This is a genomic window from Streptomyces sp. NPDC026672 (assembly GCF_040638185.1).
Taxonomy (GTDB): domain Bacteria; phylum Actinomycetota; class Actinomycetes; order Streptomycetales; family Streptomycetaceae; genus Streptomyces.
Genome location: NZ_JBEZXS010000051.1, coordinates 32,157 through 55,281 on the forward strand (window position 1 = coordinate 32,157; position 23,125 = coordinate 55,281).

At 73.4% G+C, this 23,125-nt stretch carries 25 protein-coding genes; 17 read left to right on the top strand and 8 right to left on the bottom strand.

The genetic code is table 11. The annotated features are described in order from the left end of the window. Window positions 1-13: 13 nt before the first annotated feature. Window positions 14-601 (bottom strand): hypothetical protein, encoded by a 588-nt coding sequence (locus tag AB0F77_RS37105; protein WP_361957245.1) that lies wholly within the window; start codon window positions 599-601, stop codon window positions 14-16. A 550-nt stretch (window positions 602-1,151) separates the two neighbouring features. On the opposite strand from AB0F77_RS37105, the gene AB0F77_RS37110 reads away from it, so the two are divergent. Continuing rightward, entirely contained in the window at window positions 1,152-2,669 is a 1,518-nt protein-coding gene (locus tag AB0F77_RS37110) for a glutamate--cysteine ligase (RefSeq protein WP_361957248.1), read from the top strand. 389 nt (window positions 2,670-3,058) lie between these two features. Continuing rightward, a complete protein-coding gene (locus tag AB0F77_RS37115) occupies window positions 3,059-3,838 on the top strand; it encodes a type II CAAX endopeptidase family protein (RefSeq protein WP_361957251.1) in 780 nt (259 codons plus the stop codon). Here the strand turns inward: AB0F77_RS37115 and AB0F77_RS37120 are convergent. Next, on the bottom strand, window positions 3,828-4,640 hold the full coding sequence (locus AB0F77_RS37120; protein WP_361957254.1) for a PhzF family phenazine biosynthesis protein: 813 nt from the start codon (window positions 4,638-4,640) through the stop codon (window positions 3,828-3,830). The two genes, AB0F77_RS37115 and AB0F77_RS37120, sit on opposite strands and share 11 nt — an antisense overlap. 114 nt (window positions 4,641-4,754) lie before the next feature. Between AB0F77_RS37120 and AB0F77_RS37125 the strand changes: the two genes are divergently transcribed. After that, entirely contained in the window at window positions 4,755-5,387 is a 633-nt protein-coding gene (locus tag AB0F77_RS37125) for a PadR family transcriptional regulator (RefSeq protein ID WP_361957311.1), read from the top strand. A gap of 84 nt (window positions 5,388-5,471) precedes the next feature. Here AB0F77_RS37125 and AB0F77_RS37130 read toward each other — a convergent pair whose 3' ends face one another. Further along, entirely contained in the window at window positions 5,472-5,660 is a 189-nt protein-coding gene (locus AB0F77_RS37130; protein ID WP_361957257.1) for a hypothetical protein, read from the bottom strand. A gap of 198 nt (window positions 5,661-5,858) precedes the next feature. On the opposite strand from AB0F77_RS37130, the gene AB0F77_RS37135 reads away from it, so the two are divergent. The 3 genes from AB0F77_RS37135 to AB0F77_RS37145 all read left to right on the top strand — a co-directional run bounded on the left by AB0F77_RS37135 (window position 5,859) and on the right by AB0F77_RS37145 (window position 8,662). Further along, window positions 5,859-6,437 (top strand): Clp protease N-terminal domain-containing protein, encoded by a 579-nt coding sequence (locus AB0F77_RS37135; RefSeq protein ID WP_361957260.1) that lies wholly within the window; start codon window positions 5,859-5,861, stop codon window positions 6,435-6,437. 91 nt (window positions 6,438-6,528) lie between these two features. Continuing rightward, entirely contained in the window at window positions 6,529-7,524 is a 996-nt protein-coding gene (locus AB0F77_RS37140) for an EamA family transporter (protein WP_361957263.1), read from the top strand. 181 nt (window positions 7,525-7,705) lie between these two features. Beyond that, the gene (locus AB0F77_RS37145; protein WP_361957266.1) at window positions 7,706-8,662 is read left to right on the top strand and encodes an EamA family transporter; all 957 of its coding nucleotides are present in this window, start codon (window positions 7,706-7,708) and stop codon (window positions 8,660-8,662) included. A gap of 11 nt (window positions 8,663-8,673) precedes the next feature. On the opposite strand, the gene AB0F77_RS37150 is transcribed toward AB0F77_RS37145, so the two are convergent. Then, a complete protein-coding gene (locus tag AB0F77_RS37150; RefSeq protein WP_361957269.1) occupies window positions 8,674-9,372 on the bottom strand; it encodes a pyridoxamine 5'-phosphate oxidase family protein in 699 nt (232 codons plus the stop codon). 48 nt (window positions 9,373-9,420) lie between these two features. Here AB0F77_RS37150 and AB0F77_RS37155 point away from each other — a divergent pair, with 48 nt between their 5' ends. Then, window positions 9,421-10,752 carry an aminotransferase class I/II-fold pyridoxal phosphate-dependent enzyme gene (locus AB0F77_RS37155; protein WP_361957272.1) on the top strand — a complete coding sequence of 444 codons (1,332 nt, stop codon included), beginning with the start codon at window positions 9,421-9,423 and terminating at the stop codon, window positions 10,750-10,752. A 43-nt stretch (window positions 10,753-10,795) separates the two neighbouring features. Here the strand turns inward: AB0F77_RS37155 and AB0F77_RS37160 are convergent, their stop codons facing one another. Together AB0F77_RS37160 and AB0F77_RS37165 are read right to left on the bottom strand one after the other, a co-directional pair. Continuing rightward, on the bottom strand, window positions 10,796-11,263 hold the full coding sequence (locus tag AB0F77_RS37160) for a pyridoxamine 5'-phosphate oxidase family protein (RefSeq protein WP_361957275.1): 468 nt from the start codon (window positions 11,261-11,263) through the stop codon (window positions 10,796-10,798). Between the two features lie 159 nt (window positions 11,264-11,422). After that, window positions 11,423-11,896 carry a Rieske (2Fe-2S) protein gene (locus tag AB0F77_RS37165; protein WP_361957277.1) on the bottom strand — a complete coding sequence of 158 codons (474 nt, stop codon included), beginning with the start codon at window positions 11,894-11,896 and terminating at the stop codon, window positions 11,423-11,425. Between the two features lie 303 nt (window positions 11,897-12,199). Here AB0F77_RS37165 and AB0F77_RS37170 point away from each other — a divergent pair, with 303 nt between their 5' ends. The 7 genes from AB0F77_RS37170 to AB0F77_RS37200 all read left to right on the top strand — a co-directional run bounded on the left by AB0F77_RS37170 (window position 12,200) and on the right by AB0F77_RS37200 (window position 18,274). After that, window positions 12,200-12,964: a HipA family kinase gene (locus tag AB0F77_RS37170; RefSeq protein WP_361957279.1), complete on the top strand. Its 765-nt coding sequence runs from the start codon at window positions 12,200-12,202 to the stop codon at window positions 12,962-12,964. Next, window positions 12,961-13,410: a DUF3037 domain-containing protein gene (locus AB0F77_RS37175; protein ID WP_361957281.1), complete on the top strand. Its 450-nt coding sequence runs from the start codon at window positions 12,961-12,963 to the stop codon at window positions 13,408-13,410. Before AB0F77_RS37170 ends, AB0F77_RS37175 begins: the two co-directional genes overlap by 4 nt. A 120-nt stretch (window positions 13,411-13,530) precedes the next feature. Beyond that, window positions 13,531-14,292, top strand: a complete 762-nt coding sequence (gene fabG / locus AB0F77_RS37180; RefSeq protein WP_361957283.1) for a 3-oxoacyl-ACP reductase FabG — start codon at window positions 13,531-13,533, stop codon at window positions 14,290-14,292. Between the two features lie 22 nt (window positions 14,293-14,314). Next, complete coding sequence (locus AB0F77_RS37185) at window positions 14,315-15,076, top strand: SDR family oxidoreductase (protein WP_361957285.1); 762 nt, start codon at window positions 14,315-14,317, stop codon at window positions 15,074-15,076. A gap of 231 nt (window positions 15,077-15,307) precedes the next feature. Next, window positions 15,308-16,891 (top strand): ABC transporter substrate-binding protein, encoded by a 1,584-nt coding sequence (locus tag AB0F77_RS37190; RefSeq protein WP_361957287.1) that lies wholly within the window; start codon window positions 15,308-15,310, stop codon window positions 16,889-16,891. A 91-nt stretch (window positions 16,892-16,982) separates the two neighbouring features. Next, a complete protein-coding gene (locus AB0F77_RS37195; RefSeq protein WP_361957290.1) occupies window positions 16,983-17,666 on the top strand; it encodes a uracil-DNA glycosylase in 684 nt (227 codons plus the stop codon). A 104-nt stretch (window positions 17,667-17,770) separates the two neighbouring features. Then, window positions 17,771-18,274: a hypothetical protein gene (locus AB0F77_RS37200; protein WP_361957293.1), complete on the top strand. Its 504-nt coding sequence runs from the start codon at window positions 17,771-17,773 to the stop codon at window positions 18,272-18,274. A 184-nt stretch (window positions 18,275-18,458) separates the two neighbouring features. Here the strand turns inward: AB0F77_RS37200 and AB0F77_RS37205 are convergent, their stop codons facing one another. Then, entirely contained in the window at window positions 18,459-18,908 is a 450-nt protein-coding gene (locus AB0F77_RS37205; RefSeq protein ID WP_361957296.1) for a hypothetical protein, read from the bottom strand. Between the two features lie 184 nt (window positions 18,909-19,092). Between AB0F77_RS37205 and AB0F77_RS37210 the strand changes: the two genes are divergently transcribed. Further along, entirely contained in the window at window positions 19,093-20,004 is a 912-nt protein-coding gene (locus tag AB0F77_RS37210; RefSeq protein WP_361957299.1) for a Gfo/Idh/MocA family oxidoreductase, read from the top strand. Here AB0F77_RS37210 and lnt read toward each other — a convergent pair. Further along, a complete protein-coding gene (gene lnt / locus AB0F77_RS37215; protein ID WP_361957302.1) occupies window positions 19,922-21,496 on the bottom strand; it encodes an apolipoprotein N-acyltransferase in 1,575 nt (524 codons plus the stop codon). The genes AB0F77_RS37210 and lnt overlap by 83 nt on opposite strands. 209 nt (window positions 21,497-21,705) lie before the next feature. Here lnt and AB0F77_RS37220 point away from each other — a divergent pair, with 209 nt between their 5' ends. Continuing rightward, window positions 21,706-22,692: an LLM class flavin-dependent oxidoreductase gene (locus AB0F77_RS37220; protein ID WP_361957305.1), complete on the top strand. Its 987-nt coding sequence runs from the start codon at window positions 21,706-21,708 to the stop codon at window positions 22,690-22,692. A gap of 17 nt (window positions 22,693-22,709) precedes the next feature. Further along, a partial coding sequence (locus AB0F77_RS37225) for an SDR family NAD(P)-dependent oxidoreductase (protein WP_361957308.1) occupies window positions 22,710-23,125 on the top strand: 416 nt, incomplete at its 3' end.

Here is a 23,125-nt window from a genome sequence, read left to right on the forward strand (position 1 = left end):
GTTCGTCCGTCCGTCAGGCGGGTGAGCCGAGCAGCGGTGCGGGGGGAGTGGCGCGGTTCGTCAGGACCGGCAGCAACTCGGCGACCCGGTGCGGCCGGTGGGCCGCGATGCCGGGCGGCGCGGGGGCCAGCGGCACGAGCAGGTCGGTGGCGGCGGGGTGGCCCTCGGCGCCGTCCGCGGTGCAGTCGCCGTGCAGCCACAGCGTCAGCATGTAGAGGCCCGGCAGCGACAACAGCCGCGGCTGATAGGTCTGTTGCAGGGTCTCGGCCTGTCGCAGCGCCCGTTCGGTGGAGGGGATGTACGGACCCTCGAAGAAGTGCGAGAACGCCCAGCCGTCCGGCGTCAGCATCGTCTCCGCAGCCGCCACCGCCCGCTCGTCGCAGCGGATCAGGAAGCGCCATCCGGTCAGCCGGGTCGCGGACATCCCCTCGGGGGTGATCCGGTCCAGCACATGGACGGGCAGGGGGAGTTCGGCCGTGGCCGGATGCTGGGCGGACCGCAGGGCCGGGGTCCTGGCCTCACGGACCGCGGTGGGGGAACCGAGGGCCGCGAGGACGGAGCGCAGGGCGGGCGCGGGCGCAGGGGGGACTTGCAGGGGCATGGTGGGTCGCCTCTCTGTCGACAGGCGCGGTGGCGCGAGGGCGGGGGCGGACGTCGCTGTCAGCTCGTGGAGTCGGAGAAGCCGGGACCCGGGTCGGTGAGCGAGGCGTGGAAGCGGTCTGCCGCACATCTCCCGACGGCAGGAACCAGGACCGGGGCGCCAACCTTCTGCCTTCTTCGCGGAGTTTATACGACACGTGTTCACGCGATGTTTCGGCTAGCCGTTTCCGGTAAACAGAACAAGGCACAATTCGGTCGTGGATTCGCGGGAGAAAATCCCGATTCCCCGTCGAGTGACCCCTGCTGACCTCGTACGATCCCGCCGGATCGGTCGGCCGATTGTCGTCGGCGTTTTTCACGAGGCTCTCGGGGAATGAGAAGGTGCGTACTGCTTCATGCCCCGTGAATGTGCCCCCGGACTCCCTCCCACAGAGTAGCGGGCACGGGGGCCGCGCGGGACGTTATCGATCGCATCCGCTGGGCATCATCCCTTCCGGACCGTTACCCGGCGGCCGGATCTGCGGCCCGCCCATCCGAGGAGGGACACTTCGATGGGGGAGAAGGTCGTGGCAGGGCCGATCGACCTGTCCGATCGCCAGCACTACCGGGAGAAGCTCCGGAAGTGTCTGACGGGACTCGAGCGGCTCCTCGCGGAGAAACGGTTCGACCGGCCCAAGAACCTCATGGGCGTGGAGATCGAGCTGAATCTGGCAGGTGCCGACGGCATGCCCCGCATGATGAATGCGCAGGTGCTCGAACGCATCGCGAGCCGTGATTTCCAAACAGAACTCGCCATGTTCAACCTGGAAGTCAACATTGCCCCACACCGGCTGGGCGGGCGCGTATTCGACCGGCTCGCGGAGGAGCTGCGGACGTCCCTCGCGTACGCCGACCGCAAGGCGGGCGAGCTGGACGCCGGGATCGTGATAATCGGCATCCTGCCGACGCTCGAACGCGACGACCTGGTCTCGGCGAACCTCTCCGAGGTCGACCGCTACACGCTGCTCAACGATCAGATCGTCGCCGCGCGGGGCGAGGACTTCCAGCTGGACATCGAGGGCGTCGAGCACCTGACGTGCACGTCCAAGTCGATCGTGCCGGAGGCCGCGTGCACGTCCGTGCAGCTGCACCTCCAGGTCACGCCGGGGCGCTTCGCGGACGTGTGGAACGCCGCGCAGGTCGCGTGCGCGCCGCAGATCGCCGTGGGGGCGAACTCGCCGTTCCTGTTCGGGCACGAGCTGTGGCGGGAGTCGCGGCCCCCGCTGTTCACGCAGTCCACCGACACCCGGCCGCCCGAGCTCCAGGCCCAGGGCGTGCGGCCCCGCACCTGGTTCGGCGAGCGGTGGATCGACTCGGCGTACGACCTGTTCGAGGAGAACCTGCGCTTCTTCCCGGCGCTGCTGCCGATGTGCGACGACGAGGACCCGCTGGAGGTGCTCGACGCGGGCGGGGTGCCCAGGCTCGCGGAGCTGGTGCTGCACAACGGCACGGTGTACCGCTGGAACCGGCCGGTGTACGGCATCGCGGACGGCGTCCCGCACCTGCGCGTCGAGAACCGGGTGCTGCCCGCCGGGCCCACCATCACCGACGTCATCGCCAACGCGGCGTTCTACTACGGCCTGGTGCGGGCCCTCGCCGAGGAGTCGCGGCCCGTGTGGACCCGGCTGCCGTTCGCGGCCGCCGAGGCCAACTTCGACGCGGCCTGCCGGTACGGCATCGACGCCCGCTTCGTCTGGCCCCGGCGCGGGCGGTACGGCGGTACGGCAGAGGTCGACGCCGTCACGCTCGTGCGCGACGAGCTGCTGCCCCTCGCCGCGGCCGGGCTGGACGCGTGGGGGGTGGAGGCCGCCGACCGCGACCTCTACCTGGGCGTCATCGAGGAGCGCTGCCGGCGCCGGGTCAACGGGGCGTCCTGGCAGGCGGCCACCTTCCACCGGGCCCTGGAACGCGGCATGTCCCGCGAGGCGGCCCTGGCCGCCACGACCCGCCGCTACGCCACGCTGATGCACGCGGGCGAACCGGTCCACACCTGGCCGGTGGGCATCCCGGAACCGGTCCCCCTGGGCTGACCCCGACCGCCCGCCTTTCACGCGGGACACGCAGAGACGGCCGACGCCGAAGGCCGGGCACCGGACACACACGCCCCGGCCCCCGGCCTTGGGGTGTCCGGCCTTGCGGCATCCGGCCTTGGGGTGCCCGGTCCCGCGGTGCCCGGCTCTGGGGTGCCCGGCCTCGTGGTGTTCGGTCCTGCGGTTGCCGTCTGGTGCCGTGGCCGACCGGCAGTCGTGACGTCGGCCCGGGGGCGGCGTGTGTGCTTGTTCGCGGCCTGTCCGTTCCGGAATTCCCCGGCGGCGGCCTCCTCCGTTTGTCGTCGGCGCGCTGAGGCGGGGGGCGGTCGTGGGTTTCTCATGTTGATCGGGCAAGCTGTGGGACCGGTCGAGTGGAGGCGGGTGGGCTGGTGGGTGTCGACGTGGCGGGGGAACGGGGCGTACGGCGGATCCTGCGGGACGAGACCGTGCTGGTGCTCGCGCTGTCGCTCGGCGCGAGCGGTGTGTCGGCGCTGATCAGCTTCATCGGGTCGGTCACCAAGCCGGGCGGTCTGAAGGACCAGGCCGCCACCCTGAACGCCTCGGCCGCGCCCGGCCGCCCCTGGCTGGACCTCGCCTGGCAGCTGTTCGGCATCACCACCGCCCTCGTCCCCGTCGCCCTCGTCGCCCACTTCCTGATGCGTGAGGGCGAGAGCCTGCGCACCCTCGGCTTCGACCGCACCCGCCCCTGGCCCGACCTGGGCCGAGGGGCGGGCGTCGCGGCCGTGATCGGCAGTACCGGCATCGCCTTCTACCTGGCCGCGCGCGGCCTCGGCTTCAACCTCACGGTCGTCCCCGAGGCACTGCCCGACGTGTGGTGGAAGTACCCGGTGCTGATCCTCTCCGCCGTGCAGAACGCCGTCCTCGAAGAGGTCATCGTGGTCGGCTACCTGCTGCGCAGGCTCGGACAGCTGGGCTGGACACCGGGCACCGCGCTGGTCGCCAGCTCCCTGCTGCGCGGCTCGTACCACCTCTACCAGGGCGTCGGTGGCTTCATCGGCAACATGGTGATGGGCGTGGTCTTCGTCTACCTGTACCGGCGCTGGGGCCGGGTGGGCCCCCTGGTGGTGGCGCACTCCCTGCTCGACATCGGCGCGTTCGTCGGATACGCCGTGCTCGCCGGCAAGGTCGGCTGGCTGCCTACGGCGTGAGCAGTTCGCCGTCGATCACGGTGACCGCCCGCCCGGTGAGCAGCGTGCGCCCGCCGCGCAGCCCGGTGCGCACGGTCCCCGAGCGCCGGGACGCCTGGAGTCCGGTGAGGTCGGGGCGGCCGAGGCGCGCGGACCAGTAGGGCGCCAGCGCGGTGTGGGCGCTGCCGGTGACCGGGTCCTCGTCGATGCCGACGTTCGGGAAGAAGCAGCGGGAGACGAAGTCGTGGCCCCGGGCCGGGTCGGCGGCGCGGGCGGTGGCGATGATCCCGCGCGCCGAGTAGGCCCCCAGGGCCCGGTGGTCCGGGGCGAGTCCGAGGACGGTCGCCTCGTCGGCCAGCTCCAGCACCAGGTCGCCGACCTGCGCTCCGGTGTCGCACGCGGCCACCGGCTCGGCGCCCAGGGCCTCGGCCACACCGGCCGGGACCTCGACGGGGGTGAGCGGGGCGGTCGGGAAGTCCAGGGTGATCGAGCCGTCCCCGGCGGGCGTCGCCACCAGCACACCGCTGCGGGTCGCGAACCGCACCGGCCCCTCGTGGGCGCCGGTGGTGTGCAGCACGTGGGCCGTGGCGAGCGTGGCGTGCCCGCACATCGCCACCTCCGTGACGGGTGTGAACCACCGCAGCGCCCAGTCCGCCTCCCCTCTCTCCGGCAGCCGGTGCGCGAACGCCGTCTCGGCGTGATTGACCTCCATGGCGACGTTCTGGAGCCACCCGTCGTCCGGGAAGGCGTCGAGCAGCAGGACTCCCGCGGGGTTGCCGGAGAAGGGGCGGTCGGCGAAGGCGTCGACGATTCGGATACGCATACCGCCAGACGCTAGGCCCTCCGCGGAGGCCCAGGGCGCAGGGGATTGCCACACGAACAGTTCCGATATATCGTTGACGCATCGCGACTGATCAACGATGGAATGGAGTGGATGATGCGCAACCACGGATTCGAGCACGGACATGGGCACGGCGGCCCCCACCACCACGGCGGGCGGGGCGGCTTCGAGGCGCTGCGGGCCGCTTTCGGGCCCTTCGGACCCGGCGGTGGTTTCGGGCCCGGCGGGCCGGGATTCGGCCCCGGGCCCTGGGGGCCGCGCGGACGCGGGGGACCCAGGGGGAGGGCGCGGCGCGGTGACGTACGGGCCTCGATCCTGGCCCTCCTCAAGGACCGGCCCATGCACGGCTACGAGATGATCCAGGAGATCGCCGAGCGCAGCGGGGGCGCGTGGAAGCCGAGCCCCGGCTCGGTCTACCCCACCCTCCAGCTGCTGGAGGACGAGGGTCTGATCACCAGCGCCAGTGAGGGCGGCAAGAAGCTGTTCTCGCTCACCGAGAGCGGCCGCACCGCCGCCGACGAGGGCCCGGAGGCCCCCTGGGAGGAGGCCTCGCGGGGTGTCGACTGGGAAGCGCTGGGTGAGATCCGCCAGGCCGGGTTCGGGCTGATGGAGGCGTTCGGCCAGGTGTGGAAGACCGGCAGCAAGGACCAGCGGGACAAGGCCCTCGGCGTCATCAACGAGGCCCGCAAGAAGCTGTATCTGATCCTCGCCGACGAGGACCGGGACTGACCCGACCCGACCGGTGTCCTGGAGTGGCCGAGGCGCCCCGCGTGCACACGCGGGGCGCCTCGGTGCGTCCTCCGGTCGGTCCGGTCAGCTCACGTGCCGTATGAGCGCAGCGTCGAACAGGTCCCACGCGCGCGGGTACCTGCTCTCGTCGTGCGTGTGCCACGCCTCCCAGAACAGGTCGGCGAGCAGTGCGTCCTGCGGGGCGTACACCCGGTACACGTAGTGCCTGCCGTCGACCGCCGGCAGGGCCACCAGCCAGCACCCGTTCTCCATACCCGTGTCGACGTGCGAAGGACGAGTGGTGGTTGCGCCCGGGGCGTGGGGCGAGGCGGCGCGCGCCCCTTGGGCGAATTCGGCCTGATCTCCTCCGTAAGGAGGAGATTCCGGCCGGTCGCGTCCACTCTGCGTGGGACGACAAGATGCTTCCCTCCGGGGATGACCGGCGTCCGGGCGGCTGATGGGGTAGAGGACGTGCAACCCCGTAACCCCCGCCGGGCCGCCGACGAACAGGACGCGCGCCGGGTGGACGACGATGCCGGGCTCAGTGCCGAGCTGGCAGCGGTGGTCGCCGGTGCCCGCCGGAGGGCCGTCAGGGACGGGGACCGGCAGGTCGACACCGCCCATCTGCTGCACTCGCTCCTGGAGTCCGACCCCGGTGTGCGTGCCGTGACCGGCGACGGTCCCCAGCTCGCCCGCCTCCTCGGCTACCTCGTGCAGCGCAGCATCGGCTACGGGCTGCGCTGGCAGAGCTCGGTGGAGGGCTCGGGCACGCTGACCGTCCTGCCCGTACCCAGGGCGGGCGACCCCGAGGCGAAGGACGCCGGCGGATGGTCCCCGCTCGCCACGACCGCCATGGAGCGCGCCCGCGACCGGGCCCTGCGGCTCGGCACGGGCCCCGCCTCGGGCACCGACCTGCTCGCCGCGATCGTCGCGGACCCGCTGTCCAGGGCCGTCGAGGTGCTCACCCGCGCCGGAGTGTGCCCCACCGAACTGCGCGAGCGACTCGACCGCCCCTCGGGCGAGTACGCCGACGGCGCGGTCACCTGCTGAGGACCCCGCCCGCCGGGATCCGCGGCCGTCACGGCCGGCGGATGGGACAGGTGTCAACGGGGGTGACGGTCCTGTCGTCGCCTGTCATCATGTGCCGGTGCCCAACTCTGAGAGCAATGCGGGGAACGGTGTCGGACTCGGTCTCGCACTCGGGTCCGCCCTCGCCTTCGGTGGATCCGGTGTCGCGGCCAAGCCGCTGATCGAGGCGGGCCTCGACCCGCTGCACGTGGTGTGGCTGCGGGTCGCCGGGGCCGCCCTCGTGATGCTCCCGCTCGCCGTGCGCCACCGGGACCTGCCGCGCCGCAGGCCGGCGCTGGTCGCCGGGTTCGGACTGCTCGCCGTGGCCGGCGTCCAGGCGTGCTACTTCGCCGCGATCTCCCGCATACCCGTCGGCGTCGCCCTGCTCGTCGAGTACCTCGCCCCCGCGCTGGTGCTCGGCTGGGTGCGGTTCGTGCAGCGCCGGCCGGTCACCCGGGCCGCCGCCCTCGGTGTGGTCCTCGCCGCCGGCGGCCTCGCCTGTGTGGTGGAGGTGTGGTCGGGGCTCGGCTTCGACGCCCTCGGCCTGCTGCTGGCGCTGTGCGCGGCCTGCTGCCAGGTCGGCTACTTCGTCCTGTCCGACCAGGGCAGCGAGGCCGGCGCCGAGGCCCCCGACCCGCTCGGCGTCATCGCGTACGGACTGCTCGTCGGCGCCCTCGTGCTCACCGCCGTCGCCCGCCCCTGGACCATGGACTGGTCCGTGCTCTCCGGCACGGCCTCCATGAACGGCGCCTCCGTCCCGGCCGTCGCGCTGCTGGCCTGGATCGTGCTGGTGGCGACCGTCGTCGCGTACGTCACCGGTGTGGTGTCCGTACGACGGCTCTCCCCGCAGGTCGCCGGTGTGGTGGCCTGTCTGGAGGCCGTCGTCGCGACCGTGCTCGCCTGGGTGCTGCTCGGCGAACACCTGTCGGCGCCGCAGGTCGTGGGCGGGGCGGTCGTCCTCGCCGGGGCGTTCATCGCCCAGTCCTCGACACCCGCCAAGGGCTCGGCCGCGCCGGTCGCCGCCGGTGGCACCGGGACCGAGTTGTCCACCCCCTCCACCGCCGCATAGGCTGCCCGCATGCCTTCGCACGCGCTTGTCCTTCCGCCTCCGGCCGCCTGAGGCGGGCCTCCGGGAAACACGCTCGGTGCCCCTCGCACCGGGCGGGACGGTGCTGCCCGCGGAAGAAGTCCGCGCGCCCCGCTGAAGCGGGGTCGCCTCCCGAACTTCTGCACCTCTGCGGAGAGAACTCGTGTCGAACGCTTTCGGCCTGCCCGTCGGGCGTGGCCTCCTCTACCTGATCGTCGCCGGTGCCGCCTGGGGCACCGCGGGCGCCGCCGCCTCCCTGGTCTACCGGACCAGCGACATGGACGCCGTCACCCTGTCCTTCTGGCGCTGCGCCGCCGGACTCGTCCTGCTGCTCGCCGGCCGTCTGCTGCGCCCCGGCACACGCCGGCCGACCGCCGCCCGGCCGCGACCGCGGCGGTCCCGCTCGCGCCGGGCGGTGCGGGTCGTCGCCACCGGGCTCGGTCTGGCCGTGTTCCAGACCGCCTACTTCGCCGCCGTCTCGGCCACCGGGCTCGCCGTCGCGACCGTCGTCACCCTCGGCGCCGGGCCCATCCTCATCGCGCTCGGCGCCCGACTCGTGCTGGGTGAACGACTCGGACGCGGCGGGGCCGTCGCCGTCGCCGGGGCCCTCGCGGGTCTGGCCGTCCTCACGCTCGGCGGCTCCGGGGCCAGTGTGCGCCCGACGGGTGTGCTGCTCGCCCTCGCCTCCGCCGCCGGCTACTCCGCGATGACACTGCTCACCCGCTGGTGGGGGCGCGACGGCGGCCACAACTCCGGTACGACGGCAGGGGCGTTCGCGGTGACGAGCCTGTGCCTGCTGCCGTTCGCGCTGGCCGAGGGCCTGGTGCCGCACACCGCCGAACTCGCCCGGCTGCTCTGGCTGCTGGTCTACATCGCGGCCGTGCCCACGGCGCTCGCCTACGCCCTCTACTTCGCGGGCGCCGCCGTGATCCGTTCCGCCACCGTCTCCGTGATCATGCTCCTGGAGCCGGTGAGCGCCGCCGTCCTCGCCGTGACGCTGCTCGGCGAGCGGCTGACGGCGCCCACGGTCGCGGGCACCCTGCTGATGCTGGGCTCGGTCGCAGGACTGGCACTTGCCGAGGCCCGCGCCGCGCGAGCGGCACAGCCGGTCCCCGTGTGACGCCCGGGGGATCACCCACGGGCACGGTCGAGGGAGCCGAGGTAGGCGGGGAGCGGGACGCCGGGGGCCAGGTCGGCGTTGGCGACCGGGGTCTCGTACCCCTTGCGCAATGGGACGACGCCGGCCCAGTGCGGCAGGTCCAGGTCCTCGGGCTCGTCGTTGGCGCCGCCCGCGCGGACCTTGGCCGACACCTCGTCCAGGTCGAGCCCGAGCACGGCGGTCGCGGCCAGTTCCTTCGGGTTCGCGGGCCGGGAGTCGGCCGAGCGGCCCGGGACGACGTGGTCGACCAGCGCGTCCAGCGCCGCCGCACGCTCCTCGGGATCGGTGACCCGGTGCGCGGTGCCGTGCACCACCACGGAGCGGTAGTTGATCGAGTGGTGGAACGCCGAGCGCGCCAGCACCAGGCCGTCCACGTGGGTGACCGTCACACAGACCGGGAGGCCGGGGTCGGCGGCGCCCGACATCCGCAGCGGACGCGAGCCCGTCGAGCCGTGCAGGTAGAGCCGCTCGCCGACCCGGGCGTACAGCGTGGGCAGGACGACGGGGGCGCCGTCGCGGACGAACCCGAGGTGGCAGACGTAGCCCTCGTCGAGTATCGCGTGCACCACGTCCCTGTCGTACGACGCCCGTTCGGCGGCCCGGGTGGGGACGGTGCGGTCGGTCGGGGTGTACGCGGCGGGCCGCGCCGACGGCCGTTCGGTGCCCTGCATGGCGGTCTCCCGTATCGGTCTCGATTGCACTAGTGCATAATTGGTTTTGTGCTAGGAGAATATCCGATCAGTGGGCGCGGCGCAGCGGAGATCGCGGCCAGCGTCGAGCGGGCGGTGGGTTCCGGAACGCTGGAGCCCGGACAACCGCTGCCACCCATGCGGGAGTTGGCGACCCGGCTCGGAGTGAACCCCAACACCGTCGCGGCCGCCTACCGCACCCTGCGCGAGCGCGGGGTCATCGAGACCGACGGCCGCCGGGGCAGCCGGGTCCGGCCCAAGCCGGCCACCACGGGACGCGACCACCTGCGCGTCGACGTGCCCGCCGGGGTGCGCGACCTGTCCGACGGCAACCCCGACCCCGCGCTGCTCCCCCCGCTCGCGCCCGCGCTCGCCGCCGCCGCGCGGGAGGGCGACCGGCGGGCGGTGCTGTACGGCGCCGAGGCGGTGGAACCCGAACTGGCGCGGATCGCACGGGCCGGACTCGACACCGACGGGGTCCCGGCGGGGCCCCTCGCCGTGACGTCCGGCTCCCTCGACGCCGTCGAACGGGTCCTCGCCGCACACCTCAGAGCGGGCGACGCGGTCGCCGTCGAGGACCCCGGCTGGACCCGCACCCTCGACCTCGTCCCGGCGCTCGGGCTGCGCACGGTCCCCGTGGGCGTCGACGACGAGGGACCACTGCCCGAGGACCTGCGGCGCGCCCTGGAGTCGGGCGCCCGCGCCCTGATCGTCACCGACCGCGCGCAGAATCCCACCGGCGCCTCGGTGGGCGCGTCACGCGCGCGGGCGCTGCGTTCCGTCCTGCGCGGGTTCCCGCAGACCCTGCTGATCGAGGACGACCACGGCCACGGCATCGTCGACCTGCCGCTGCACCCCCTCGCCGGCGTCACCCGGCACTGGGCGCTGGTCCGCTCGGTCGCCAAGGCGTACGGCCCCGACCTGCGGCTCGCCGTCCTGACCGGCGACGACGTCACGGTCGACCGGGTGCGTGGCCGGCAGCGCCTGGGGCCCGGCTGGGTGAGCCTGCTGCTCCAGCGGGCGGTGGTCCGGCTGTGGGCGGACGACGCCGTCGCGGGCGCGTCGGTCGCCGCCGCCTACCGCGCCCGCCGCGACGGGCTCGTCGAGGCCCTGGCCGAACGGGGTGTGCGGGCGCACGGCCGCAGCGGCATGAACGTCTGGGTCCCGGTCCCCGACGAGACGGCGGCGGTCTCCCGCCTCCTGCACGCGGGCTGGGCGGTGGCCCCCGGCGCCCGCTTCCGCCTCACCACCCCGCCGGCCGTCCGCGTCACCGTCTCGACCCTGACCCCACGGGAGACGGCGCTCCTGGCGGACGCGATCGCCGCGGCGACGGGACCGGCGCCCCCGGGGGTCTACGTGTAGGCGGCGCCACGGTTCGTGAGCGGGCGTCGCCGCCTCCGCCCGACTACGCCCCGCCCAGCTTGCGGAAGTCCCACGAGACCGTCTTCTCCGGGGTCAGACGGAGCCAGGCGTGGCGACCGTCGTGGGGCATCTCCTCGACGCCGAAGTTCTTGCGCGCGAACAGCGTCTCCGGGACGTCGAGTTCGGCGCGCAGTTCCCCGGTGCGCGGGATCTCGCCCACGAACTCCACGGTGCCCGACAGCTCCACGCCCTGGAGCTGGTCGTACTCCTCGCCCGAGTCCACCACGACCGCCACCCGCGGATCGCGGCTCAACTGGGCCCACCGTCTGCTGCGCACCACCGAGTACAGCCACAAGGACGTGCCGTCCCAGACGAACCACAGGGCGCTGACGTGCGGGGCGCCGTCCGCGGACACGGTGGCGACCCGGCAGGTGCGCTGCGCGGTGAGGAACGCGTCCAGCTCGCCGGGCGTCATCATGATTCTCCGGCCCCGGCGCTGCGGCACGGCCATCCGTCTCGCCCCCCTCTTCCCCATGTCGTTCCGGCGGACCCGCCGCGGGGGCACCGGTGCACGGCGCCCCCGCGAGATCCGCCCCTCGTCCCGGTCGCCACGGTCGCGACCGCGTACGAGGTGTCCGGCCGTGTCGTACGGCCGTGCCGGCGGTCCCGGTCAGGCGAGCGTGATCTCGTCGCCGGACACGGTGACCTTCGCCGAGGCCAGCGGCTGGGTCGCGGGACCCTTCTTGACGCTGCCGTCCTCCACGGAGAACTGGCTGCCGTGGCACGGGCAGACGATCGCGCCGTCGGCGATGCTGCTCACCGCGCACCCCTGGTGGGTGCACTTCGACGAGAACGCCTTGTAGGTGCCGGCCGTCGGCTGGGTGACGACCACGCCCTGGTCCTTGAATATCTTGCCGCCGCCCTCCGGGATGTCGGAGGTCTTCGCGAGCGCGGCACCACCGGCTCCGGCGCCGCCCGACCCGTTGCTGTCCTGCGTGGTGCCGGAGCCGGAGGCCCCGGACGAGTCCGTGCTGTCGTCCGCGCCGCAGGCGGTCAGCGCGACGGCGAGCCCCGCCGCTCCGGCCGCCGCCATGACGGTACGGCGGGCCGGTCCTGCTGCGGGGTTGAGCGATGCGCTGGTCATGAGGGATTCCCTTCCGGGGAGAGTTCGGTGATCCGTTCAGGGGTACGGCCGGGGGGCGCCGACCGTTCACACGCTGCCGAGATCATGCCGTCCGCGGGGTCGGGGCGCCGTAAGCCGCGGCCGTCCTCCCGCTGCCGACACCTGGCGCGGTCGCCGGTGGCCCGAGGCGATGCCCGGCCTGTCCGGCCGTCCGATCCTCATCACGCCTGGTTACTATGCTCACTTCATGCCGGAGGCCGGGAGTGAGGGGTGCGCGGTCTCCGCCGTCGGTTGCAGGGTTGAGACGTTGGATGGCCTGAGGAAATGCTGCGCGAAGTGACCGCGACCCGCTACATCACCCCCCTGCGTGAGGGTGGCTCGCTCCCGGGGCTCGTCGAGGCCGACGACCTGGCGGCCTACGTCGTGAAGTTCACCGGCGCCGGACAGGGCCGCAAGACGCTGGTCGCGGAGGTCGTCTGCGGTGAGCTCGCCCGGCGGCTGGGCTTCCGGATGCCCCGTCTGGTGACCGTCGCACTCGACTCCGTGCTGGGCCTCGGCGAACCCGACCAGCAGGTGCAGGAACTGCTGCGCTCCAGCGGCGGCACCAACCTCGGCATGGACTTCCTCTCCGGCGCCCTCGGCTTCGACCCGCTCGCCTTCGCCGTCGGCCCCGAGGAGGCCGGCCGCATCGTCTGGTTCGACGCCCTGATCAACAACGTCGACCGCTCCTGGCGCAACCCCAACCTCCTGATGCACCACGGCGAGCTGTGGCTCATCGACCACGGCGCCACCATGATCTGGCACCACAACTGGCCCGGCGCCGACGCCTCCGCGGCCCGCCCCTACGACGCCTCCGACCACGCCCTCGCCGGATTCTCCCCGGACGTCGCCGCGGCCGCCGCCGAACTCGCCCCCCTCGTCACCGGCGCGCTGCTCGACGAGGTGACCGCCGAGATCCCCGACGCCTGGCTCACCGGAGAACCCGGCTTCGACACCCCCGACGACCTGCGCCGGGCCTACGCGCGACCGCTGCTCGCCCGCGCCGCCGTCGTCCACGACCGCATCACCGGCATCGAGGAGGGCAAGTGAGCGAGACCCACATCCACATGGCCGGCCATGTGACCGAGCGACACATCACCCGGGCCGGTCAGGGCGGCGACCGGGACGTCTTCGAGTACGCCCTGCTGCGCGTCGTCCCCCGTGTCGAACGAGGCGAGTGCGTCAACGCCGGGGTCGTCGTCTACTGCCGCGCCCGCACCTACGTCGGTGCCCGCACCCACCTCGACGAGGCGCGGCTGCTCGCGCTCGACCCGGCGGCCGACGTGGCGGGCGTGCGGGCCGCGCTCGGCGCCGTCGAGCGCGTGTGCGCCGGGGGCGACGCGGCCGGGCGGGCCGGGGAGGACGACCCCGGACGGCGGTTCCGCTGGCTGATCGCACCCCGCTCCACGGTGGTGCAGCCCGGACCCGTCCACACGGGGCTGACCAGCGATCCCGCCGCCGAGGCCGAGCGCCTTCTGGACCTGCTGGTGAGGTAATGGATCACATGCACCGGGTGGGCCGTTGACACCGGGTGCCGGGGCTTCTAGCGTCACATGCGCTGAAGGTACTAAGCGGTCGCTCACCGCAGTAGGTTCTCTCGAGGGCGAGGAGAAACAATGTCCACCACTGACCAGCGGGTCGCCGTGGTCACCGGCGCGGCACGCGGCATCGGCGCCGCCACCGCCGTACGACTGGCGGCCGAGGGCCGGGCCGTCGCGGCGGTCGACCTGGACGAGGCCGCCTGCAAGGACACCGTGGAGCGGATCACCGCGGCGGGCGGGCGCGCCGTCGCCGTCGGCGCCGACGTCTCCGACGCGAGCCAGGTCGAGGCCGCCGTCGCCCGTGTCGTGGCGGAGCTGGGCGCCCCGACGATCCTCGTCAACAACGCGGGCGTGCTCCGCGACAACCTGCTGTTCAAGATGAGCGAGTCCGACTGGGACACCGTCCTCAACGTGCATCTGCGCGGCTCCTTCCTGATGACGAAGGGCGTCCAGCAGCACATGGTGGAGGCGGGCTTCGGCCGTATCGTCAACCTGTCCTCGTCCTCCGCGCTGGGCAACCGCGGCCAGGCCAACTACGCCGCCGCCAAGGCCGGTCTCCAGGGCTTCACCAAGACCCTCGCCATCGAGCTGGGCAAGTTCGGCATCACCGCCAACGCCGTCGCCCCCGGCTTCATCGCCACCGACATGACCCGGGCCACCGCCGAGCGGGTCAAGATGGGCTTCGAGGACTTCAAGACCGCGGCCGCCTCGCAGATCCCCGTGCAGCGGGTCGGCGAGCCCGAGGACGTCGCCAACGCCATCGCCTTCTTCACCGGCGAGGCCGCCGGCTTCGTCTCGGGACAGGTGCTGTACGTCGCCGGCGGACCGCTCGACTAGCCGAGAGCCAGGGATCACGGACATGACTCAACTCCCCGAACTCTCGGGCAAGGTCGGCCTCGTCACCGGCGCCAGCCGGGGCATCGGCTACGGCGTCGCCGAGGCGCTGGTCGCACGCGGCGACCGGGTCGTCATCACCGGCCGCAACGAGGAGGCCCTGAAGGAGGCCGTCGAACGGCTCGGCGCCGAACGCGTCGTCGGCGTCGCCGGCAAGGCGCACGACCTCGACCACCAGACCGAGGCCGTCGCCCGCGCCATGGAGGTCTTCGGACGCGTCGACTTCCTGGTCAACAACGCCGGTACGAACCCCGTGTTCGGACCGATGGCTGACCTCGACCTCAACGTGGCGCGCAAGGTCTTCGAGACCAACGTCGTCTCGGCGCTCGGCTTCGCCCAGAAGACCTGGCACGCCTGGCAGAAGGACAACGGCGGCGCCATCGTCAACATCGCGTCGGTCGCGGGCATAGCCCCCTCGCCGTTCATCGGCGCGTACGGCGTCAGCAAGGCCGCGATGATCAACCTGACCCAGCAGCTGGCGCACGAGTTCGCGCCCTCGGTGCGGGTCAACGCGATCGCCCCGGCCGTCGTCAAGACCAAGTTCGCCCAGGCGCTCTACGAGGGCCGCGAGGCGGAGGCCGCCGCGGCCTACCCGCTCGGCCGGCTCGGCGTGCCCTCCGACATCGGCGGCGCAGCCGCCTTCCTGACATCCGAGCAGTCCGACTGGATCACCGGTCAGACGCTGGTCGTCGACGGCGGCATCTTCCTCAACGCCGGCGTGGGCTGACCTCCGGCACCGGCTGATCCTTTTCGGCCAGACGGACGGGCGCCGTTCCCCTTCGGGGAGCGGCGCCCGTTTGTCGGAAACCACGAAATTCCGGCGCGGACGTTTCGAACGACGGGATGACAACGTCGTCATCGCCGGTACCGCCAACACCCCTGTTCCACAGGGGGTTCACGGGCCGCGACGCTGCGATATGGTCTGCCGACCCCGGCCCGGTACGGCGGAACGAGGAGCATGCGCGTGTTCAGTCGGATCGGATTCCTGCGCGGAGCGGCGACGGCCGCCGCCCTGGCCCTGGTGGCCGGATGCGGACTGTTCACGGACGGGGACCAGGAGAGCGACGGTCCGATCGTCGTCGGCACCACCAGCGCCCCCAGCACCCTCGACCCGGCCGCCGCCTGGGACGGCTCCTGGGAGCTGTTCCGCAACGTCTACCAGACCCTCCTCGCCTACCCCAACGGTGCCACCACCCCCCAGCCCGACGCCGCCCGCGGCTGCCGCTTCACGGACCGGGCCAAGCGCACCTACGCCTGCACCCTCCGCCCCGGCCTCCGGTTCACCGACGGCCACCCGCTGGACGCCGACGCCGTCAAGCACTCCATCGACCGCATCAGGACCATCAACGCCCCGAGCGGTCCCGCCGGACTCCTCGGCAGCCTCGAACGCGTCCAGGTCCTCGGCGACGACGAGGTCGTCTTCCACCTCACGAGGACCGACGCGACCTTCCCGTTCGTGCTCGCCACCCCGGCCATGTCCCTCGTCGACCCCGACCGCTACCCCGCCGGGAGGCTGCGCGAGGGCGACGGCGTCGACGGCTCCGGGCCCTACCGGCTGGCGTCGTACGAGGAGGGCGAGCGGGCCGTCCTCGTCCGCAACGAGCACTACACCGGATTCGCCGACCGCAAGAACAGCGCCGTGACCGTCCGGTACTTCCAGGACTCCGCCGGCATGGTCGCCGCCCTGCGCGAGCGACGGATCGACGTCACCTACCGGGGACTCGCCGCCGAGGACGTCGTCGCCCTCCAGGGCCACGACGCCACCGACCTCCAGCTCGTGGACGGCGCCGGCACCGACATCAGCTACCTGGTGTTCAACCCCAGGGACCGCTGGGCCCGCGTTCCCGCCGTGCGCCGGGCGGTCGCCCAGGTCGTCGACCGCTCCGCGATCACGCACAAGGTCTACAAGGACACCGTCGACCCGCTGTACTCGATGGTCCCCAAGGGCCTGACCGGGCACACCACCGGCTTCTTCGACGACTACGGCGACCCCAGCCCCGCCAAGGCCCGCGCGATCCTCACCGGCGCCGGCATCACCGACCGTGTCCCGCTCACCCTCTGGTACACGACCGACCGCTACGGCTCCGGCACGGCCGCGGAGTTCAAGGAACTGAAGCGCCAGCTGGAGGACTCCGGCCTGTTCACCGTCACCCTCAGGAGCCGCCCCTGGAAGACCTACGTGGTCGGCTACCAGAAGGGCGAGTACCCGGTGTTCGGGCGCGGCTGGTTCCCCGACTTCCCCGACGCGGACAACTTCGTCGCACCCTTCGTGGGCCGCGACAACGCGCTCGGCACGCCCTACGACGTGCCCGAGATCACCGGCAGGCTGCTGCCCGACTCGCGCCGGGAGAGCGACCGCGCGCGGGTCGTCAAGCAGTTCGAGGAGGCGCAGCGCATCCTGGTGGCGGACGCCCGGCTGCTCCCGCTGTGGCAGGGCCGCCAGTACGTCGCCGCCAGCGACGACGTGTCCGGCGGGGAGCGGGCCCTCGACCCGTCGACGATCATGATGATGTGGGAGCTGCACCGCAAGACCAGCTGGTGACGGCGGCGGCAGCGGACGGCGGGGACGATTGTCAGTGGGCGCCTGTAGGTTCTGAGACCTGCAAGTGACCGCACACCGTAAGGACGTTGACGTGACCGACACCGCCATGCTGCCCGAGTCCTGGCGCGGGGTTCTGGGCGACGAGCTGCAGCAGCCCTACTTCAAGGAGCTGACCGAGTTCGTCGAGGAGGAGCGGGCGAAGGGTCCCGTCTACCCGCCGCGCGAAGAGGTCTTCGCCGCGCTGGACGCGACGCCGTACGACGAGGTCAAGGTGCTCGTCCTGGGCCAGGACCCCTACCACGGCGAGGGCCAGGGGCACGGCCTGTGCTTCTCGGTGCGGCCCGGGGTGAAGACCCCGCCGTCCCTGCGGAACATCTACAAGGAGATGAAGGAGGAGCTGGGCACGCCGATCCCGGACAACGGGTATCTGATGCCCTGGGCCCAGCAGGGTGTGCTGCTGCTCAACGCGGTGCTCACGGTCCGCTCCGGCGAGGCGAACTCGCACAAGGGCAAGGGCTGGGAGAAGTTCACGGACGCCGTGATCCGCGCGGTGGCCGAGCGGCCCGACCCGGCGGTGTTCGTGCTGTGGGGCAACTACGCGCAGAAGAAGCTGCCGCTGATCGACGAGAGCCGGCACGTGGTGGTCAAGGGCGCGCACCCCTCGCCGCTGTCCGCGAAGAAGTTCTTCGGCTCCCGCCCGTTCACGCAGATCAACGAGGCGATCGCGCGGCAGGGCCACGAGCCGATCGACTGGACCGTCCCGAACCTCGGCTGACCGGTCCGTGTGCGGCCCCGTGTCGTCCGGGGCCGCCTGACGGGGATCGCGGGCGGCGCCGGTTAGCGTCGGGGGGACAGCCGACGAGTGCCCGGAGGGACGCGGTGGCGGAGCGACGAGAGCAGGCGGCGCCGGACGCCGTGCTGACACGGATCGGGCAGGTCGTCATGCTGCACCACGGCGGGGACCGCGAGGAGGCCCGGACGCGGCTGCTCGGGCTGTGGGCGGAGGTCGGCGAGGACGGCGACCCGCTGCACCGCTGCACCCTGGCGCACTACCTGGCCGACACCCAGGACGACCCCGCCGACGAACTCGCCTGGGACCTGCGGGCGTTGTCCGCGGCGGACGAGCTGACGGAGACCGATCCGGCGGCGGTGCGCGGCTTCTACCCCTCGCTCCACCTCAACCTGGCCGCGGACTACACGAAGCTGGGCCGCCGCGAGGCCGCCCGCACCCACCTCCGCCACGCGCGGGGCACGTCCGCCGCGCTGTCCGACGACGGGTACGGCGACGGGGTGCGGGCCGCGATCCACCGGCTGGGCCTGAGCCTCGGGGACGACGCCTCCGGAGGCGAGTCCTGGGGGCCGCCGCGACAGCGTCCCCGGTAGGACCGCCGGGACGGTGCCGCAGGCCGGCGGGGGCGGGTTCGTCGAGGTGGACACGGGCGGTGTCGGCTGTTCGGCCGGGCTGGCGCCGCAGCGGCACCGGGAGCACGACGACTCCGGCGCCCGTCCGGACGCCCACGACGGGGCCCGCGTACGACACCGGCGCCCGCGGCGGGGGAGCGGTGCGTCAGCGGCCGTAGGCGCCGTCGCAGATCCTCGACTCCGGGCTGCCCGGCCGCCAGCCCCCGTACTTCCGGCCCAGGTCACACAGGTTCGGCTGCCCCGGAGCGGCGCCGGAGGGAGCGGGGACCACGACCGCAGGAGCGCGCGGAACCTCGTGCCGGGGCCGCGCCCCCGGATACGCCCCGGGCGGCGCCGGTGGCAGCGGTGGGACGGCGGCGCGGGAGGAGTCGGATCGCGGGTCCTTCTTCGGGGTGCCGGAGGGGCCGACCCGTTCCAGGGCCTCCCGGCCCGGTGCCTGCGCGGCGGCCGGGCGGGTACTGCCGTCCGGCCGCGGGGCCGCCGAGGCGGAGTCGCCGGGGCCGGGAGCCGAGGGGCGCTGGACGGTCACACAGCCGGAGAGGACCGAGGCGGCCACGGTGACCAGCAGCGCCGCGGCGGTCGTGGTTCGATGCACCCGCGCCACTCTGCTGCCTCACCACCGCCCACGGGAACTCGGACGAGCACGGGACACCCCGCACGGGTGAACGCCCACCCACTGAGGGACGAACCCCACCCACCCGGCTGACGCCGCTTCCCGGCCGGCGGCCCCCGTATGCTTCCGGGCAGTCAGCGGTGGTCGAGGGGCAGGGGAGAGAGACGTGAAGGTCGGCTGTGTCGGACTCGGGGACATCGCGCGCAAGGCGTACCTGCCGGTGCTGGGCGTCCAGCCGGACGTCGAGCTCCATCTGCACACCCGCACCCCCGCCACCCTCACCGAGGTCGCCGACTCCCTCCATCTGCCGCCCGGGCAGCGCCACACCACCCTGGACGACCTGATCGCCCAGGACCTGGACGCCGTGTTCGTGCACGCGCCCACCGCCGTCCACCCCGAGATCGTCACTCGGCTCCTCGAAGCGGGCGTCCCCACCTACGTCGACAAGCCGATGGCGTACGAACTCGCCGACTCCGCACGCATGGTGGCCCTCGCCGAGGCCCGCGGCACATCCCTCGCCGTCGGCTTCAACCGGCGCCACGCCCCCGGCTACGTCCAGTGCGCCGACCATCCGCGCGAGCTGATCATCATGCAGAAGAACCGCGTCGGGCTGCCCGAGGAACCGCGCTCGATGATCCTCGACGACTTCGTCCACGTCGTCGACACCCTCCGCTTCCTCGTCCCCGGCCCCGTCGACGACGTCACCGTGCGCGCCCGCGTCGAGGACGGGCTGCTCCACCACGTCGTCCTCCAGCTCGCCGGGGACGGCTTCACCGCGCTCGGCGTGATGAACCGGCTCAGCGGCTCGACCGAGGAGATCCTGGAGGTCTCGGGGCAGGACACCAAGCGCCAGGTGGTCAACCTCGCCGAGGTCGTCGACCACAAGGGTCAGCCGTCGGTGCGCCGGCGCGGCGACTGGGTGCCGGTCGCCCGGCAGCGCGGCATCGAGCAGGTGACCCTCGCCTTCCTCGACTCGGTCCGCGCCGGGAAGGTGCTCAGTGCCCGGGACGCACTGGCGACCCACGAACTGTGCGAGCGGGTCGTGCACGCGGTCCAGGAGCGCCACGGCGCAGCCTGAGCGAGCGCCCCGCCTCCAGGGCGCACAGCGCGGCCAGCACCAGCAGCGCGGCGTCCACCGGCCAGTCGCCCCAGCGGACGTACGGGGTCACGCCGTGCGCCAGCGGCACCTCGTACACCCGGGCGGCGCTCGTGTCCGTGCCGAGCCAGGGGCCGAGCCGCCGCCCGTCCGGGCCGAAGACCGCGGAGACACCGGTGAGGGTCGCGTGCACCATCGGCCGGCCCGTCTCGGCGGCCCGCAGCGCGGCCAGCGTCGCGTGCTGCTCCGGCGCCCAGCTGCGCTGGAACGTCGACGTCGAGGACTGGCCCAGCAGCACGTCCGCGCCGTCCTGCGCGAGGTGTCGGCTCATGTCGGGGAACGCGGTCTCGAAGCAGACCATCGGGCCGACGCGCAGCCCGTGCCCCACGTCCATCACCACCTGCTCGGTGCCCCGTCTGCGGTCCTCGCCCGCCGCCCGGCCGACCGAGGTCGCCCAGCCCAGCACGGAACGCGCCGGGACGTACTCGCCGAAGGGGACGAGCCGCATCTTGTCGTAGCGGGCACCGGTCGGGCCGTCCGGGCCGATCAGCACCGAACTCTTGTAGATCCCCGGCCGGTCGGAGCGGCGGGCGTCCACGTTGACCAGGACGTCCGCGCCGGTCTCCCGGGACAGCGCGGCGATCCGGCGGGCCAGGTCCGGGCGCTCGCCGAGGTCGAAGCCCACGCTGCTCTCGCCCCAGACGACCAGGTCGACGTCCTGGTCCGCCAGTTGCCGGGTGAGGCGCTCCTCCAGGGCGAAACGCCGGTCGGGCCCGTCAGGACCGCCCACCACCCCCGGCTGGACGACGGCGATCCGCACCTGCCCGTCCACGTCCGGGCGCGGCGCCCACACCCACGCCGCCGAGGTCGCCGCGGCCGTGGCCGCCAGCGAGGCCACCGCGGGCATCCGCGACTCGCGCACCGACACCAGCACGGAGACCGCCACGTTCACGGCCACCACCAGGAAGCTCAGCAGCCACACCCCGCCGACCGAGGCCAGCCGCAGCGCCGACTCCACCTGCCACTGACTGGCGCCGAGCATGCCCCACGGGCCGCCGAGCCCCTGCCAGGAGCGGACCAGCTCCACCACCAGCCACACCGACGGCAGCACCACCAGGGCGGCCGTGCCCCGGCCGGGCGAGGGCACCCCGGACAGGAAGCGGCGGGTCAGCCGGCCCCACGGGGCCCACAGCGCACCCAGCAGGGCCGCGAGCAGGAAGATGAACACGTGCAGGTTCGGCAGCAGCCAGTGGTGCATCGCCAGCATGAACCCGAAGCCACCGGCCCAGCCGTCCAGGGCCGCGCGCCTGCCGGTCGGCGCGGAGCGGGCGAGCAGGATCCAGGGCACGAGCGCGACGTACGCGAACCACCACAGGGACGGCGCCGGGAAGGCCAGTACCGGCAGCGCGCCCGCCGCGGCGGCCGTCAGGGAACGCCGCCACGGGGAGACGAGCCAGTGCTGGAACGTCCTCATACGTGGCCTCCCTACCCCGCGGCTCCCTCCAGTGTGCGCGTGGAACGCCCTGCCCGACAGGGTGCCTCCGGCCCGGCGGGCCGACACGGAGGGCAACTCGCCGCCGGTCGCGGCGGGGGGCGGGCGGCCGGACGGCCGGAGCCCAACAGGGGCGGCGGAACAGGCGAGTTGGGCGTGCCCGGAGAGAGGGCGCTTTTTATACTGGCCGGATGATCACCGTTCCGCTCAGCGCCCTCGAAGTGGCCGCGGTCCAGACGGGCTCCAGGCCCGAGGACACGCTCCGGGACACCGCGGAGGTCGCCCGCCGGCTCGACGGCCTCGGCTACCGGCGGCTCTGGTACGCCGAGCACCACCACTCCCCGGCCATCGGGGCGTTCCCGCCCGTCGTCCTCGCCGCCCACGCCGCCGCGCTGACGTCGTCCATCCGGCTCGGCTCCGGGGGCGTGCTCGCGCCGAACCACGCCCCGATCACGCTGGCCGAGCAGTTCGGCACGCTGGCCGCCCTGACCGGCGGGCGCGTCGACCTGGGCATCGGGCGCGGCCCCGGCACCTTCGACGAGGCGACGGCGCGGGCCCTGCGTCGCGGGGCCGGGCCGACGACGGACGACGAGTACCGCACCGACGTGTCGGAGACCCTGCGCCTGCTGACGGAGGAGGTCGCGCTCGACCCGCTGCCCGAGCCCTGGCTGCTGTCCTCCAGCACGGCCGGTGCCACGCTCGCCGCCGGGCTCGGGCTGCCGCTCGCCTTCGCCCACCACATCCGCCCCGACCACACCCGGGCCGCCCTCGCCGCCTACCGGGAGGGCTTCACACCGTCCCGCTGGTGCGCGGGCCCCCGTGTGCTGCTCTGCGTGGAGACGGTGTGCGCGGAGACCGACGAGGCCGCCGCCCGGCTCGCCGGACCCATGGACGTCGTCAAGGCGGGCCTGCTCGAAGGCCGCAGCGACATTCCCTTCCCGACGCCCGACGAGGCGGCGGCCCACGCGTTCACCCCGGAGCAGGCCGGGGCGCTCGCCGCGTTCCGCGACCGGCAGGCGCACGGGTCGCCCGGTACCGTCGCGCGGCGGCTCGCGGACCTGGTGGCCGCGACCGGCGCCGACGAACTCATGCTGACGACGCCCGTGTACGCGCTCGCCGACCGGCTGCGGTCCTTCGAACTCGTCGGCCGGCACGTCACGACGCCGGCCACCGCGTGAACCCCCGGGAGGCCCCGGTGCCCCGTCCGGTCACGGTCGTCACCGGCGGCAGCCGCGGCATCGACGCCGCCACCTGCCTGCGGCTCGCGGCGGACGGCCACGACGTGGTCGTCGGATACGTCCGGGACGCCGACGCCGCCGAGTCCGTCGCCGAGGGGGTGCGCCGGGCGGGCGCCCGCTGTGCGACCGTACGCGGCGACACGGCCCGCGAGGCCGACGTGGAGCGGCTGTTCGACGTCGCGGAGGAACGGCTCGGGTCCGTCACCGGGCTGGTGAACAACGCCGGGGTGACCGGGCCGCTAGGGCGTGTTTCGAAAGTCCCGCCTGGCCCGCGACGTCTGGCACGCACACTCGCCGCGTTGTCGGAACGCCCAAGTACATCCAGTACGAGGGCGATCCTCCGCCTTGCGACTGCACGCACCAGACGCCGCGG